The organism is Kitasatospora sp. NPDC059827, from assembly GCF_042731675.1.
Taxonomy (GTDB): domain Bacteria; phylum Actinomycetota; class Actinomycetes; order Streptomycetales; family Streptomycetaceae; genus Kitasatospora.
Genome location: NZ_JBHWIV010000002.1, coordinates 150568 through 165787, shown reverse-complemented (window position 1 = coordinate 165787; position 15220 = coordinate 150568). Strand labels below are relative to the sequence as shown.

General features: G+C 74.6%; 13 protein-coding genes. 5 read left to right on the top strand and 8 right to left on the bottom strand.

The window, feature by feature from the left end:
- Positions 1–19: 19 nt before the first annotated feature.
- Positions 20–820, bottom strand: coding sequence for a phytanoyl-CoA dioxygenase family protein (locus ACFV8H_RS01970; RefSeq protein WP_375886154.1), 801 nt, complete (start codon positions 818–820; stop codon positions 20–22).
- Positions 821–1288: 468 nt separating this feature from the next.
- Here ACFV8H_RS01970 and ACFV8H_RS01965 point away from each other — a divergent pair, with 468 nt between their 5' ends.
- From ACFV8H_RS01965 to ACFV8H_RS01955, 3 genes are all read left to right on the top strand, one after another.
- Positions 1289–1960 carry a TetR/AcrR family transcriptional regulator gene (locus ACFV8H_RS01965; protein WP_380396104.1) on the top strand — a complete coding sequence of 224 codons (672 nt, stop codon included), beginning with the start codon at positions 1289–1291 and terminating at the stop codon, positions 1958–1960.
- Positions 1961–2069: 109 nt separating this feature from the next.
- A complete protein-coding gene (locus ACFV8H_RS01960; RefSeq protein ID WP_380396103.1) occupies positions 2070–2264 on the top strand; it encodes a DUF1918 domain-containing protein in 195 nt (64 codons plus the stop codon).
- 77 nt (positions 2265–2341) lie between these two features.
- Positions 2342–2977, top strand: a complete 636-nt coding sequence (locus tag ACFV8H_RS01955) for a DedA family protein (protein ID WP_380396102.1) — start codon at positions 2342–2344, stop codon at positions 2975–2977.
- Here ACFV8H_RS01955 and ACFV8H_RS01950 read toward each other — a convergent pair.
- The 6 genes from ACFV8H_RS01950 to ACFV8H_RS01925 form a co-directional block, all read right to left on the bottom strand.
- On the bottom strand, positions 2974–3714 hold the full coding sequence (locus ACFV8H_RS01950) for a PIG-L deacetylase family protein (protein WP_380396101.1): 741 nt from the start codon (positions 3712–3714) through the stop codon (positions 2974–2976). The two genes, ACFV8H_RS01955 and ACFV8H_RS01950, sit on opposite strands and share 4 nt — an antisense overlap.
- Positions 3715–3966: 252 nt before the next feature.
- Positions 3967–5202, bottom strand: a complete 1236-nt coding sequence (locus ACFV8H_RS01945) for an MFS transporter (protein WP_380396100.1) — start codon at positions 5200–5202, stop codon at positions 3967–3969.
- Positions 5202–5762: a GNAT family N-acetyltransferase gene (locus ACFV8H_RS01940; protein ID WP_380396099.1), complete on the bottom strand. Its 561-nt coding sequence runs from the start codon at positions 5760–5762 to the stop codon at positions 5202–5204. The genes ACFV8H_RS01945 and ACFV8H_RS01940 overlap by 1 nt, the downstream gene beginning before the upstream one ends.
- Complete coding sequence (locus ACFV8H_RS01935) at positions 5759–6979, bottom strand: type III PLP-dependent enzyme (RefSeq protein ID WP_380396163.1); 1221 nt, start codon at positions 6977–6979, stop codon at positions 5759–5761. The genes ACFV8H_RS01940 and ACFV8H_RS01935 overlap by 4 nt, the downstream gene beginning before the upstream one ends.
- Positions 6980–7187: 208 nt before the next feature.
- Positions 7188–8501: a DUF6271 family protein gene (locus ACFV8H_RS01930; RefSeq protein WP_380396098.1), complete on the bottom strand. Its 1314-nt coding sequence runs from the start codon at positions 8499–8501 to the stop codon at positions 7188–7190.
- Positions 8483–9574, bottom strand: coding sequence for a phytanoyl-CoA dioxygenase family protein (locus ACFV8H_RS01925; protein ID WP_380396097.1), 1092 nt, complete (start codon positions 9572–9574; stop codon positions 8483–8485). Before ACFV8H_RS01925 ends, ACFV8H_RS01930 begins: the two co-directional genes overlap by 19 nt.
- 523 nt (positions 9575–10097) lie before the next feature.
- Here ACFV8H_RS01925 and ACFV8H_RS01920 point away from each other — a divergent pair.
- Positions 10098–12029: an FUSC family protein gene (locus ACFV8H_RS01920; RefSeq protein ID WP_380396162.1), complete on the top strand. Its 1932-nt coding sequence runs from the start codon at positions 10098–10100 to the stop codon at positions 12027–12029.
- A gap of 39 nt (positions 12030–12068) precedes the next feature.
- Here ACFV8H_RS01920 and ACFV8H_RS01915 read toward each other — a convergent pair whose 3' ends face one another.
- Positions 12069–13472, bottom strand: coding sequence for an amidase (locus ACFV8H_RS01915; RefSeq protein ID WP_380396096.1), 1404 nt, complete (start codon positions 13470–13472; stop codon positions 12069–12071).
- A 367-nt stretch (positions 13473–13839) separates the two neighbouring features.
- On the opposite strand from ACFV8H_RS01915, the gene ACFV8H_RS01910 reads away from it, so the two are divergent.
- Positions 13840–15189 carry a cytochrome P450 gene (locus ACFV8H_RS01910; RefSeq protein ID WP_380396095.1) on the top strand — a complete coding sequence of 450 codons (1350 nt, stop codon included), beginning with the start codon at positions 13840–13842 and terminating at the stop codon, positions 15187–15189.
- The last annotated feature ends 31 nt before the right edge of the window (positions 15190–15220 follow it).

The following is a 15220-nucleotide window of genomic DNA, read 5'->3' as shown; positions in this document are numbered from 1 at the left end:
GCGGTGCTCCTCAGGAGGTTCAGACGGTTCCGGTGTACTCGGTGAAGTGGTGTTCCGCGAACAGGTCGGGCCACTGGCCGTCGGCCAGGTCGAGTTCGCGGGCCCGGGCGAGCATCTGCCGCCAGTGCGGCTTCACCGGGCGCCAGCGCGCTCCGACCTGGCAGTAGGAGGCGTCGATGAAGTAGCGCGGCCGGCCCGGCCCGCCGTCGGGCGCCGGTCTACGGGTGTGGAAGAGGGCCGAGTTGAGCAGCACGGTGGTGCCGGGCGGCAGCCGGTCGAGGACCACCTCGCCGGGCAGTTCGCCGGTGCCGTGGTGGGCGTAGGCGCCCTTGTCCGCGGTGCGGCGGTGCGAGCCGGGCAGCACGGCCAGGCTGCCGACCCGCTCGTCCAGCCCGGTGAGGTAGTGCAGCGCGTGGACCATCAGCAGCGACGGGTCGGAGCCGTCGTTGGGCTCGCAGTCGTGGTGCCACGGCTTGCCGGGGAGGTCGGGGGCCTGGCGGTCGCTGTGCAGGTGGTGGAAGACGAAGGACCGGCCGATCAGTCCGGTCAGCGCCCGCAGCAGCGGCGGGTGGGTGAGCAGTTCGCCGTGCGCGGGGAGCTCCAGCTCCAGCACCGGGGGCGGCCCGTTGCGGCGCGGGTCGGTGCAGGCGGCGATCGAGCGGGCCCGCAGGCCCTCGTCCACCCAGCGGTCCACCTCGGGGGCGAGGCGTTCGCGCAGCGCTTCCGGGAGCAGCCCGGGCAGGACCAGGTACCCGGACTCCAGGAACTGACGGCGGTGCTCGGCGTCGAGGGCCTCACGCCCGGTGGAGAAGACTGTCACCGTACCGACCCCCTCCTTCCGTTCGACGGGACGCACAGCGGGACTCGGCGCTGCGGGACTCGGCGCTGCGGGACTCGGCACAGCCGGGCGGGGCGCAACGGGCCGGGGTACGGCGGGACGTGGTTCGGGCATGGAGGCACACGGGTCCGTCCTGACTTCGGGTGGCGGCGGTGTCGCCCGTCGTCGCCACAGACAGCTGGATGCGCGTTTCGCAATCGCGACCGGGTCCACCGAACGGGCCCACGGTCGCCACGAAGAGCCAAGCGTCGATCACGCAAGGTGATCCGCCCCAGGAGTATGAACCGGCCTTCGCGTCCACGACAAGACCAAAGCCAACCCGTGGTTACCTTCCCGCCACCGTGCCGTTCAGCTCCGGCCACCAGTCCATTCGCACCCCAACCGAAACTCCGGCACTCCCCCGCCCCGATGATTCGCCGTCGGAACAGCGGATGCGGCAGAGTTGGCGGCATGAGCGTTGACGCCCGGAGTCTCCAGCACAGCCCCGGACCGGCCAGGCGGCGGCCGGTCCAGCAGCGCAGCCAGGAGCGGTACGGCCGCATCCTGGACGCCTGCGCCCGGCTGCTGGACGAGGTCGGCGCGACCGCCCTGACCACCAAGGAGGTCGCCCAGCGCGCCCAGGTGCCGATCGGCACCCTGTACCAGTTCTTCGCCGGCAAGGAGGACCTGCTGGCCGCCCTCGCCACCCGCAACCTCGACCACTACCTCCAGCGCCTGGACGACCGGCTGGCCGGCTCCGCCCCGGTCGGCCCGGCCGGGTTCACCGACCTCGCGGTGGAGGAGTTCGTCGCGATGAAGCGCGCGGTGCCCGGTTTCGGCCAGGTCGACTTCGGGCTCGCCGGTACGGCGGTGCCCTCCGGGGTGCGGAACGACAAGCACCTGCTGGACTCCGGCATGGACAACAACACCGCCGTCGCCCTGCGGCTGCAGGCGCTCGGCGGCGAACTGTTCGAGGCCGGCGACCCGGCGGCCACCACGCTCGCCCTGCGGGTCGCCCTGGAGGCGGCCGACGCGGTGCTCAAGCTGGCCTTCCGGGGGGACCCGCACGGGGATCCGGCGCTGATCGCCGAGTGCAAGCGGCTGGTGCGCGGCTACCTCGCGCAACAACTGCCCGCCCACTGACCCCCGCCCCCTCGGGCCCGCCCCGCCCCGGCCGCCCGAGCCGTTGCGAGGCCGTCCCCGGCGCAGCACAGTGGATAGCGGAACGCCCGCACGACCCGAGGAGCAGACCATGCACGCAGCGATAGGTGACCAGCTCCACATCCACAGCAGGTCCGTGGGCATGGTGGACCGGAAGGGCGAGATCATCGAGGTGCGCGGCACCAACGGCGAACCGCCGTACGTGGTCCGCTTCGAGGACGGCCACCAGGGCCTGGTCTACCCGGGACCGGACTGCCTGGTCGAACCGCGCCTGGCGGAACACTGACCCACTCCCCCACGACCCCGCTGCCCGGAGCGCTCGCCGGGCTCGCGCCACTGCTGGACCACTACGGGTACCTGGCGGTGGCGCTGCTCGTGCTGCTGGACAACTGCGGCGTCCCGGTGCCCGGGCAGACCGTCCTGGTGCTCGCCGCGGTGTACGCGGGCACCGGGCACCTGGACCTCGCCGCCGTCCTGCTGATCGGGGCGGCCGCCGCCACCGTCGGCAACATGCTCGGCTACCTGATCGGCCACACCGGCGGGCGCGCCTTCGTCCACCGCTGGGGCCGCTACGTGCTGCTCACCCCGGCCCGGATGGAACGCGCCGACGGCTTCTTCGCCCGGCAGGGCGGCAAGGTCGTCACGGTCGCCCGCTTCGTGGACGGGCTGCGCCAGTACAACGGCATCATCGCCGGGACCACCGAGATGCCCTGGCGCCGCTTCGCCGTCTTCAACCTGCTCGGCGCGGTGCTGTGGACGGCCGTCTGGGGCACCTTCGGGTACGTCGCCGGGGCCAACATCGGTGCGGTCTACCGGACGGCGCTCCGCTACCAGCTCTGGTTCGCGATCGGACTCGGCGGCCTGGTCGCGGCGTTCCTGCTGCGGCAGGTACTGCGCTACCGGCGCCGGCGCCGCGAGGAGGCCGACGCCGGCAGGCCCTCCGACCGGCCCGAGGACCCCGACCGGTCCGAGGACCCCCACCGGCCCGAGGACGGTTAGCCCAGCGGGAACACCTCGAACGGCACCGCGAAGCGCGTCCCCAGCCGGGTGCCCGCGCCCCGGCCGAAGCCCTCCAGGAACTCCCGGGCGTCCGCCATCGCCCCGCCCAGCCCGGCCAGGTACGCCTTGTGCTCCTCCAGCGAGGCGACGCCCAGGTCGAAGGTGTCGGTGGTGTCCACCGCGTGCCGGGCCTCGGGCGAGGCGGCCGCCCAGATCTGCCGGACGCCGTTCCAGGGCTGGTGGCCCTCGTCCAGCAGTTCGCGGAACACCCAGCGGTTGCCGGCGTCGCGCACGCCGTCCAGGGTGGCCCGGCCGACCGCGATGTGGTCGGCCTGGTTGAGGAACGTGCCGCCGTAGGTCTCCCGGAAGTTGCTGGTGATCACGATGTCCGGCCGGTGCCGGCGGACCACCCGGGCGATGTCGCGGCGCAGCGGCAGCCCGTACTCGACCACGCCGTCCGGGTGCCCGAGGAACTCGACGGTCTCCACCCCGACCACCCGCGCGGAGGCTCGCTGCTCGGCCTCGCGCAGCGGGCCGCACCGCTCCGGGTCCATCGAGTCGATCCCGGCCTCGCCGCTGGTGACCATCACGTAGACCACCTGCTTGCCCTGGGCGGTCCAGCGGGCGACGGCCGACGCGCCGCCGTACTCCATGTCGTCGGGGTGGGCGACGATCGCCACGGCGGTCCGCCAGTCCTCGTCGACGGGCTGGTAGGGCTCGGGCGCCTGCTCGGTCATGCTGCTCTTCCTTCACTCGCGGCTCGTACGGCTCTCGGTCACACCGTCGTACGGTCGTACCGCAGGCGACTCTAGAAGACCGCTCTCCCCACACCCCGTCAGACACCCCTCCCGCGCCGGGACTTGCCCCCGACCCCGCGCGTCAGGGGTCGGCGTCCGGTCGGCCCGCGGCGGGAAAAGGGCTCGCCCGGCACGCCGCAACGGGGGGTACGGGCGTGCCGGGCGAGGGCTGAGGGGTGGACCGCTGGTCGGTCAGCCGGCCTCGGCGGCGAGCCGGGGTTCCGGCGCGGGGGCGGCGGGCTGCGGCCAGGTGATCCGGGTGGCGCAGAGCGAGACCACCGCGGCGGAGGCGGCGACGGCGGCCATGCCCCAGACCAGGCTGGTGCCGCTGGCGATGAAGCCGATCACGGCGGGGCCGGCCAGCAGGCCGGTGGTGCCCATCGCCGCCACCAGGGAGAGCGCGTCGGAGCCCTGGCGGGCGGCGGCGACGTAGACGCAGGGGGTGACGGCGGCGACGCCGAGGCCCACGCAGGCGAAGCCGAGCAGGGTCGGCACCACGCCGCCGGTCAGCAGGGCGAGGGCGAGGCCGAGGCCGGCCAGCAGGCTGCCGGTGCGGACGATCCGGCCGTCACCGAAGCGGGTGCGCCAGCCGTCGGCGAAGATCCGGGCGCAGACCATCATCACCGAGACGACGGCGATGCCCAGCGGGGCGAGTCCGGCACCGGCGTCCACCACGTCCTTGAGGTAGAGCGCCGACCAGTCGTTCATCGCGCCCTCGGTGACGGTGCCGAAGACCATCGCCAGGCCCATCCAGAGGGTGGCCGCGGCCGGCAGGGCGAAGCCGCGACGGGTCTTCTTCCCGGCCTGCTCCGCCGGGGCGGCGGCCCCGTCCGGGTTCTCGGCCCCGTCCGGACGTTCGGCCAGCAGGCCCGGCCGGGCGGCCAGCGCCAGCACCGCCAGCAGAGCGGCGGCCAGCCCGAAGTGGACGACGAGGCTGCCGGTGAAGGCGTTGACGCCGGAGGCCAGCAGGGCGGCCAGCAGCGAGCCGGCGCTGAACGTGGCGTGCAGCCTGGACATCGTGGTGCGCTCGAAGCGGGCCTCCAGGGCGGCGCCCTGGGCGTTCATCGCCACGTTCAGGCAGCCGACGGCGACGCCGTCGAAGAACAGCACCAGCAGGGTGACCGGGTAGTTCGGCACCACCGACAGGGCGAGCAGGACCACGCCCAGGGCGAGCGCCGACAGCACCGAGAGCAGCCGGGAGCCGAACCGCCGCATCAGCACCGCCACCAGCGGGAACGACACCGCCGCGCCGATCCCGCAGGTCATCAGCAGCAGGCCGATCTGGGCCTCGCCCAGGTCGAGCCGCGCCTTGAGCGCGGGCACCCGGGACACCCAGGTCGCGTACTGGAAGCCGAGCGCGAAGAACAGTGCGCCGATGGCCAGTTGGGAGCGGCGGAACTCGTCGCGCGCGGGGGAGGTCATGTGCATCAGCCCACTTCGGCTCTGGGTGCGGATCCGGGAGTCGGGTCCGCGGGGTTCGGGGCGCGGTCCAGCGGCTTGGCCATGTAGACGGCCGCGGCGCCGTAGCTCGCGGGCAGCCCGATCTCCGGCCGGGCGCGGTAGCCCAGGCCGGTCCACAGCACCTCGGAGCCGCGCACGGCGACCAGCGAGAGGGTGCGGTGGCCGGCCGCCCGGCCGCACTCCTCCAGGTGCCGCAGCAGCCGTGGGGCCAGGCCCCGGCCGCGCGCCCGCTCGGCGATCACCAGGTCGTGGGCGTGCAGGTTGCTCTCCGTGGGCCGCACCACGCCGCCCGCGGACGCCAGGCTGAGGTCCGGGCAGCGGAACAGCGGGTACGGCAGGGCGAGCAGGTAGCCGGCGAAGCCGTCCGCGTCCTCCAGCACGAAGCAGGTCGACGGCGAGGCGCGGTGCCGGGAGCGCAGCGCCGCACCGCCCTCGGAGAGGCCGCTGGCGGCGTAGGCGCGCTCCTCGGCGGCGATCACGTCCGGCCAGTCCTCCTCCCGGAGCAGCCGGATCCGGGTGTCGCTCATCCGCGCCCCTCCTCGGGGTGGTCGCCGCCGACGCAGGTGTACGGCAGCGGCGGGAAGCCGTTGAAGCCGCGGGTGGCGTAGGCGGTGGCGTAGGCGCCGCAGGAGTGGATCCAGACCGGATCGCCGGAGGCGAGCGCGTGCGGGACGCGCACCGCGCCGTCCTCCTGGGCGTACGCGTCGTCGCTGTCGCAGGTCGGGCCGGCCACCACGGCGTTGACGAACTGCCCGCCGGGGTGGGTGGGGAACTCCAGCCGGTACTGCAACTGGTCCATCTCGTACAGGCCGTTGAACTTCCCGCAGCTCAGGTAGAGCCAGTCCTCGCGGGTGCCGTCGAGCCGGTGGCGGGAGGAGAGCCGGGCGACGTGGGCGCGGATCGCGCCGTGGTCGGCGACCAGGTGGCGGCCGGGTTCCAGGACGAAGTCCAGCGGGGCGGCGTTGACGGCGCGCAGCCGGTCCATGCCCTCGCGGATCACCGTGAACATCTTGTCCAGCGGCGGTTCGAGCGGGCGGCCGCCCCGGTCGAGGACGCCGAGGGCGGGCAGTCCGCCGCCGAGGTTGATCCGGTCCGGGGTGATGCCACGCCAGTTGAGCGCCTCCAGGACGGCGGCCAGCGAGTCGACCGCCGCGGTCCAGGCCTCGGCGGTCATCTGCTGGGAGCCGACGTGCACGGACAGCCCGGAGGGCACCAGCCCGGCCGTACGGGCGGCGCCGAGCACCCGCAGGGCGTCCTCGGGCGAGCAGCCGAACTTGTGGCTGAGCCCCCACAGGGCGCCCTCGCCGGTGGTCGCGATCCGGCAGAACACCCGTGACCCGGGGGCGTGTTCGGCGATCGCGGCGACGTCCTCCAGGCTGTCGGTGGCGAACTCGCGCACGCCCAGCCGGTAGGCCTCGGCGATGTTGCGGTCGGACTTGATGGTGTTGCCGTAGTGGATCAGCCCGGGGGCCACCCCGGTGCGCAGCGCCTGGGCGATCTCCTGCGGGCTGGCGGCGTCGAAGCCGGAGCCGAGCCGGGCGAGGTGGCCGAGCACCTCGTCGACGGGGCAGGCCTTCATCGCGAACCGGACGGCGACGCCGGGCAGTTCGGCGCCCAGGGCGGCGTACTGGCGGCCGATGCCGTCGAGGTCGTAGATGACGGTGTCCTCGGTGGCGGCGGCGAGCGCGGCCCGGAGGGCGGTGTGGTCGTGCTGGTCGGGTCGGGGCGCCCGGTCGGCGTGCACGGCGGCGGAGGCAGTCGGGGCCCGGTGGTTGGCCCTCCCCCGGTCGGCCCGCTCCCGCGGTTCGGCGGCGTGCTGCGCCCCGGCGGGGTGACGCTGCTCGGGGATGTGGCGCGGCTCGGCGGAGCGCCGGGGCTCGGCGGAGCGGTGCGGTTCGGAGGCAGGGCGCGGTTCGGTGGTCTGAGATATCACGTGTGAACTCCCGGTGCGGCTAGCGCGGCAGCCGGTCGGTGGGCGTGGTTTTACCGGCCCGCACGAGCGGGCCCCACGCGTCGATCAGCAGGGCGAAGTCCTCGATGTCGGCCTGCGCCCGGTCGAGCAGCTGCGCCCGTCGGGGCGCCAGGTGGTCGGCGAACTCGGCGTACCTTCCGCCGAGTTGCCGGTAGCAGCGGTCGAGCTCGGCGAGCCGCCGGTGGTTCTCGGCGCGGTCGGTCGTGGCGCTGCGGCGGGCGGAGTCGGCGATCACCCCGGGGCGGACGTGGTGGTGCTCGTCCAGCAGGGTGTCGCCGGCCCGTTCCATCTCGGAGTAGACGGGGTGGAGGTAGAGCATGGAGAGCAGGAACTTGGCGTAGCGCTCCTGGTAGGCGGTGAAGCCGGAGTCGGTGCGTCGTTCCGGGGTGTAGTAGTTGACGATGTGCCGGTTGTGGGTCACCCCGGGCAGGGTGGCGTCGTGCACCAGGTGGTGCAGGAAGTAGTCGCTGCCGATGGTGTCGGTGGCGGGCGGCAGCGGGACGCGTTCGTAGACCTCGTGGTCGAGGGCGATGTTGCACATGTCGATCCGCCAGATGTCGGGCCGGCCGAGCACGGCGCGGTCGACGGTGAACGGGTCGGTTCCGGCGCCGGTGAAGGAGTCGGCGACGAGTTCGCGCCGCTCCTGCTCGGTGGCTCCAGTGGGCGCCCAGAGCGCGACCAGGTCGTGGTAGACGTCCGGGTCGAGGGCGCGGATCTCGCCGAGGTCGACGGAGAGTTCGCCGATGAAGGAGGCGCCGACCAGGGCGACGGGCTTGTCGGCGTCGGCCGGGTCGAGGGTGTGCTCGGTGACGGCGGCGGCCGCGTCGGCGGCCTTGAGGCCGATGGTGGCGAGTTCGTGGTCGATCGGGAAGACGGGGGCGCCGTCGTGCCACTGGTAGCGGCTGTCGGAGTCGCGGCGGTGCACGGAGGCGCAGCCGAGGGCGGCGGCCAGCAGGAAGGCCCGGTTGGTGCAGGCGCCGTAGGAGACGGCGTCGGGCAGCATCAGGTCGAGCAGCCGGTCCGGGTCTGGGTGGGCGGTGCGCTCGATCACCTCGCGCAGGAAGGCGCGTTGGGCGTCCTCGTCGAGGTGGTGGGTGACCACGCCTTCGGTGGGCGGCAGTGCGGCGACGGCGGCGGCGTGCCGGGCGCGGTCCGCCGGTTCGGCGGAGTCGAGCACCAGGAGGTGCACCCGGACGCCGAAGGTCCGGGCGGCGTGGGCGGCTTCGGCGCCGACGGTGGTGATGGTGTCCGCGCAGGCGCGGTTGGTGGGCAGGGTCAGGCAGACGGCGTGCATTCCCGCTCCCCCGTGGGCTGCTCGGCAGCGGAGTCCTCGAAGTTCCGGCCGGTCCAGGACCGCAGACCGAGCAACTTCTCTCCCAGTTCGGTGAGTTCGGCCGGTCCGTAGCGCAGGGCCTCGGGCCGCTCGGCGTCCCCGACCAGGGTGCGGTTCCAGTCCGGGGTGGCGAGGGTGCGCCAGGACTCGACCCGGGAGCGGCGCAGCGGCTCGGCCTCCTCCAGGGCGGGCATCATGGACAGGTACTGCACCGAGCGCACGCCGTTCGCGGAGGTGTTGGGGGCGACGCCGTGGGCGAGCAGGCCGTTCCAGATCAGCAGGTCGCCGGCCTTCAACTCGGGCCGGACGACCGGGAACTCGGCACGGTCGATGTCGGGGCGGATCGGGTCGCGGTCGGCGGGCTGGGCGGCCTGCCACTCGTTGTGGCGGCGGAACAGTTCCGGGTCGCACTGGAAGCCGCCGTGGTCGGGGGCGGTGTCGTTGAGCGCGATGATGCCCTGGACGCGCTGGGGCAGCATGGCGCGGGTGGTGTCGACGTCCCAGTGCAGTTCGATGTCGAAGCCCTTGTCGGTGGGTTCGATCAGGGCGCGGTCGCGGTTGCGGACGTTCGGCGGGTTGAGGTTGAGCCGGTCGAGGGTGACCCAGAGCTCCTCGCAGTCCCAGACGTCCACGAAGGCGTCGTAGACGCGCTGCGACTGGCGGCTGTCCCAGATGAGTTGGTGGTGGTAGGCCTCGACGAAGCCGTAGATGTGCAGGTGCCGGTCGAGTTCGTCGCGGTGGTCGCGCTCGCGGTACCAGTCCTCGGGGCGGTCGGGCGACAGGCCCTGGAACTCCCAGGCGAAGTCGAGCAGTCGCTGCGCGGCCTCGGCCGGGATCGCCTGCCGGACCACGACGTGGCCATAGGTCTGCCAGTGCGCGAAGTCCTCCTCGGAGAGCACCCGCAGCGGGTGCTTCTTGCGCAGTTCGCGCAGGGCGTCGGAGGCGAGGTAGCTCTCGGTGTCGGCACTGAAGTAGGGGCGCGCGGAGGCGGCCCGGTACAGATATTCCTCGGGGTGTTCGTCAGGGCTCGGCATGGGCGGTCACTCCGTGGTTCGTGGTCGATGCAGCGCGTTCCCGGGCGCCCGGTGCGGGCGCGGCGAGCCGGTGGCCGGTCGTCGGCCGGAAGGGGAATTCGGTGCGCGGGCCGGTTCCCCGTCCGCATGCGCTCCTTCTCGCCTCGGCCCCCGAGCGGCACGCAACGCCACGTCAGGGGGCCAACTCACCCGTCCGGCAAGGGCACTCACCCCACATCAGCCTGCGCCGGACCGCGCTTCCCCATACGTTGGACTAGACCAACTAATGGTGTCAACCCTTTCCCGCAGGTTACCGATTGGGAATCAGCGCAGTTCACGGCGGTTCTGGAGGTTCGCTTTATGTTTCGGAGACTGACATAAGGCCGGGTATGTTTCGAGAATTGACATAATCGCGCGGAGGTGAACCCCACGCGCCCCACATCCGTTGCGCACGTACGTTGGGTCTGTGGCACGCACCCGGCCGGCACCTCCCCGACGGACACGGCCCCGACCGGCACGGCCCCGGCCGGCCCCGCCCGGCTGGCTGACCGCGAGCCTGCGGCCCCGGGACGCGCCGGTCCCCTGGGCCGCGGCGGCCCGCGCCTCGGTGGCGCTCGCCGCCCCGCTCGCCGTCGGCACCGCCACCGGCCGGACCGGCTACGGCGCACTGGTGTCGATGGGCGCGCTGTCCGGGGTGATCGGGGACACCGCCGACGCCTACCGGATGCGGGTGTTCAACATCGCCGTGCCGCAGCTGTTCGGTGCCCTCGGGGTGCTGGTCGGCACCCAGGTGTTCGGCACCGGCTGGACGGCCGTGGTGGTGCTGACGGTGGTCGCGCTGGTGTCCGGCATGATCTCCTCGATCGGCGCGGTCGCCTCCGTCTCCGGCCTGCTCCTGCTGCTGAACGCCGTGGTCGGGGCCGGCCTGCCGCTGCCCTCCCCGTGGTGGCTGCCGCCCGCCCTGCTGCTGCTCGGCGGCCTGCTGGTGCTCGCGCTGACCCTGCTCGCCTGGCCCTTCCGCGGCGGCACGCCCGAGCGCGCGACGGTGGCCGACACCTACCGGGCGGTCGCCGGACTGCTGGAGGCGGCCGGCTCACCCGACTACGAGGACCGGCGCCGGGAGCTCACCCGGTCGCTCGACCACTCCTACGACCTGCTGCTGGCCCGCCGCGCCCGCCGGCACGGCCGCTCGCCCACCCTGGTGCGCCTGCTCGCCCAGCTCAACGCGCTGATCCCGGTGGTCGAGGGCGCGTCCGCGGCCCAGCTTCGCCCGCCCGCCGAGGGCCCGCTGCCGCCCGCCTACCCGGCGGCGGTGCGCGCGCTGGCCGCCGCCGTCGAGCGGGGCCCCGGCGGCCCGTCCCCGCCGCCCGGGCCGCCCGGAGTCCTCGGACTGCCCGAACTGCCCGAGCCGCGCGGCCCGTCCACCCGGGCGCTGGCCCAGGCCATCGGGCACGCCGCCACCGTCGTGCACGAGGCCGAACCCGACCCGTACGCCGCCGACGACCGGCTCGGCCGGCCCGCCGGGCTGCGGGTACGGGCCCGCCGGACCGCCCGGGCACTGCTGCTCTCCGGCGCGTCCTGGCGGTACGGACTGCGGCTGGCCCTGTGCATCGGGCTCGCCCAGGTGCTGGTGTCGGTGATCGCCGTGCCGCGTTCGTACTGGGTCTCGCTGACGGTGACCTTCGTGCTGAAACCGGACTTCGGCTCGGTGTTCTCCCGCGCGGTGCTGCGCGCGCTCGGGACGGCCGCCGGGCTGCTGGTCGCCGTGCCGGTGCTCGCCGAGGTGCCGCACGGCTGGTGGGACGTCCCGGTGATGGCGGCCCTCGCCACGCTGATCCCGGTGCTGTCCGCGAAGGGGTACGCGTTCCAGACCGCCGCGATCACCCCGGTCATCCTGATGCTCTCCGACCTGCTCAACCACCAGGGCTTCCACCTGGCGCTGCCCCGGCTCTACGACTCGCTGATCGGCTGCGGCATCGCCCTGCTGGCCGGCTACCTGCTCTGGCCGGAGTCCTGGCACACCCGGATCGGCGACCGGCTGGCCGACGCCGTCCAGGACACCGCCTCGTACGTCTCGCTGGCCTTCACCACCGCGCCGGGCCACGACGAGCCGGCCCGGGCCCGCTACCGGCGCCGGCTCTACCGGGACCTCTCCGCGGTGCGCAGCGAGTTCCAGCGGGCGCTCACCGAGCCGCCGCCGGTCGGCGCCCGGGCGGAGGCCTGGTGGCCGCTGGTGATCGCGGTGGAGCGGATCGTGGACACCACCACCGCCACCCGGGTGCGGGTCGAGCACGGGGCCCCGGTGCCGACCCCGGCCGAGGTGGGCGCCGTCGCCCGGGAGCTGACCGACCTCGCCGAGGCGCTGCGCACCGGCGCGCCGCTGCCCCCGGGCGACCCGGACGCGCCGGCGCCGGACTGCGCGCTGGCCCGGCTGCACCACGAGGTGCACGCGGCCCGGGCGGTCGCGGCCTCCTGACCGGCCCGCCGCGGCGCGGCGGGCCGGGGCCCGCGCCGGTCAGTCCTGGATCCGCCGCCAGGGCCGGTCCGCCTCCAGCTCGTAGGCCAGCTCCAGCAGCAGCCGCTCCTGCCCGTGCGCGGCCGACAGGTGCACCCCGATCGGCAGGCCGCCCGGCGCCGCGCCGGCGGGCAGCGCGATGCCCGGGCCGCCGGTCACGTTGTTGACCGGGGTGAAGGCGACGTAGCGCAGCAGCCGGTCGACCAGCTCGTCGAAGGCCACGTTGGGGCTGAGGTGGCCGATCGGCGGGGCGGTGTGGGCGAGCACCGGGGAGAGGATCGCGTCGTGCTCGCGGAAGATCCCCGCGTACACGGCCTCGGCCCGGCGCAGTCGGCGCAGCACGCCCGGGGTGCGCCGGAACTCCGCCCGGAAGCCGTTGCGCAGCCCGGTGGTGAGCCCGTCCAGCTTCCCGGCCCGGAAGCTCGGGTCGAGCAGCACCCGGCCGGTGAGCGCGATCACCCAGGCGATGTAGCCCCAGTACGCCAGGAAGTCCCGGGAGAACTCCTCGCCGAAGGGCAGGGTGGTGGGCACCACCCGGTGCCCCATCGCCTCCAGTCGGGCGGCGGTCTCCTCGACCACCCGGCGGGTCGCCTCGTCGGTCTTGGCGGTGGGCGAGTCGACCACCAGCCCGATCCGCAGCCGGCGCCCGCCGGGGCCCTCGACCAGGCCGAGCGGGGGCACCCGGGGGTTGCGGTGGTGGCGTTCGGCGGCGGCGAAGAAGGCGGCGGTGTCGCGCACCGTACGGGTCAGCACCCCGTCGGTGACCAGGTCGATCGGCAGTTTGCCGCCCTGGGCGTTGGTGACCAGCCGGCCGCGGGTGGGCTTGAGGCCGACCAGGCCGCAGCAGGCCGCCGGGATGCGGATCGAGCCGCCGCCGTCGTTGGCGTGGGCGATCGGCACCACTCCGGCGGCGACCAGCGCGGCCGCGCCGCCGGAGGAGGCGCCGGGCGAGTGGGAGGTCTTCCAGGGGTTGCGCACCGGCTGGGCGGTGGCGAACTCGGTGGAGGCGTTCAGGCCGAACTCGGGCAGCCGGGTCTTGCCGAGCACGGCCAGGCCGGTGGACAGCAGCTGGTCGGCGAAGGGCGCGTTGCGGCGGGCCGGGCGGGCGCGGAAGGCCTCGCTGCCCATGCCGGTCGGCAGGCCGCGCAGGTCGACGTTGTCCTTGAGGTAGGTCGGTACGCCCCAGAGCGGGCCGTCGATGCCCGCCCGGCTGATCCGGGGCCGGTCGTGGGCGGCGTGGGCGACGGGCAGCAGCGCGGCGTCGATCCGCCCGGCGCGGGCGACGGCGGCCGCGACCAGCTCCCGGGGGTGGGCCGCACCGGCCCGGACCAGGGCGGCCAGTGCCACGGCGTCGTGTGCGCCGAGGGCGTCGTCGGTGAACGCGTGGGCCCGCTCGTCGGCCATCCCAACTCCCAACCGGTAGTACCGAACTGACTGGCGGTACCGGCCGGTAGTACCAGCCGGTAATAGTGCGGAGCTCGCAGTGTAGGCGCGCGGCACCGCGCGCGGAAACCCCCTGCGCCCGCCCCCGGAACCGCCGTCCGGGCCTCCGGCGCTCCCGCCCCGCCCCGAGCGTCGACCGGGCCGCACCAGGCTCCGCACCGGGCTCCGGTCCGGGCTCGGCGCCGGGGTGTCAAGGCCACCCCGGCGCACGGGCGTTCGGCCTGCGCCCCCGCGTTCACCCCACCCGCCGTTCGCGGACCGTTTCACCGGCGGCCGCCGGGAAAGATCACCGACGCCCGACCGACCCGCCCTCCCCTAGGTGACGCCCGTGCCCACCCAGTACCACTCCACCGCCCGCTACACCTCGGCCACCGCCCCCGGCGCGCTCCCCCTGCTCGGCCACGCCCCCGCCCTGCTCCGCAACCCGCCCGACTTCGTGGCCGGCCTGGCCGCCCACGGCGACCTCGTCCGGATCCGGCTCGGCCCGCTCACCGCGTACGTCGTCTGCCACCCCGACCTGGTGCGCCGCCTGCTCACCGAGGACCGCACCTACGACAAGGGCGGCATCGTCGTCGAGAAGGCCCGCGAGGCCTTCGGCAACGGCCTCGCCACCTGCCCCGCCGCCGACCACCGGCGCCAGCGCCGGATGCTCCAGCCCGCGTTCCACCGCGACCGGCTGCCCGGCTACGCCGCCCTGATGGCCGAGGAGATCGCCGCCACCACCGGCGGCTGGCGCGACGGCGACGTGGTCGACGTGCCCGCCGCGATGTACCGCCTCTCCACCGCCGTCACCGCCCGCTGCCTGTTCGCCGCCCACGAACGGGCCGGCTCGCTGCCCGTCCACGCCGCCATGGACCAGGTCGCCCGCGGGGTCGCCCGGCGGATGGTGCTGCCGCTGCCCGGCGCCGACCGCGTCCCCACCCCCGGCAACCGCCGCTTCGCCCGCGCCCGGCGGGACCTCCGGGAGATCACCGACCGCCTGATCGCCGACTACCGCACCGCCGGTACCGACCACCACGACCTGCTCTCGATGCTGCTCGGCGCCCGCGACGAGGACGGGCGGGGCCTGTCCGACGACGAGGTCCACGACCAGGTGGTCACCTTCCTGCTGGCCGGCATGGAGACCACCGCCGCCACCCTCTCCTGGGCCTGGACCCTGCTCGCCGCCAACCCGGCCGTCCGCGAGCGCCTGCACACCGAGCTCGACACCGTCCTCGACGGCCGCCCCGCCCGCCACCAGGACCTGCCCGCCCTGCCGCTCACCGCCCGGATCGTCAGCGAGACCCTGCGGCTCCACCCGCCGGCCTGGATCCTCAGCCGCACCACCACCACCGCCACCGAGCTCGGCGGCCACCCCCTCCCGGCCGGCGCCACCGTCCTGTACAGCCCGTACCTGCTGCACCGCCGGGCCGACCTCTTCCCCTGCCCCGACCGCTTCGACCCCGACCGCTGGCTCACCACCGCCCGCCCGGCCCCCGGCATCTACACCCCCTTCGGCCTCGGCGCCCGCCGCTGCATCGGCGAGGCCTTCGGCAGCACCGAGGCCGCCCTCGCGCTGGCCGGCATCGCCGCCCACTGGAGCGTCACCCCCACCCCCGGCAGGCCCGTCCGCCCCCAGCGCAGCGCCTCGCTCTCCCCCCGCCCGTTCACCGCCACGCTCGCCCGCCGGATCCGCTGAGGGCCCCGCGAGCATCCGGCAGCGCGGTTCG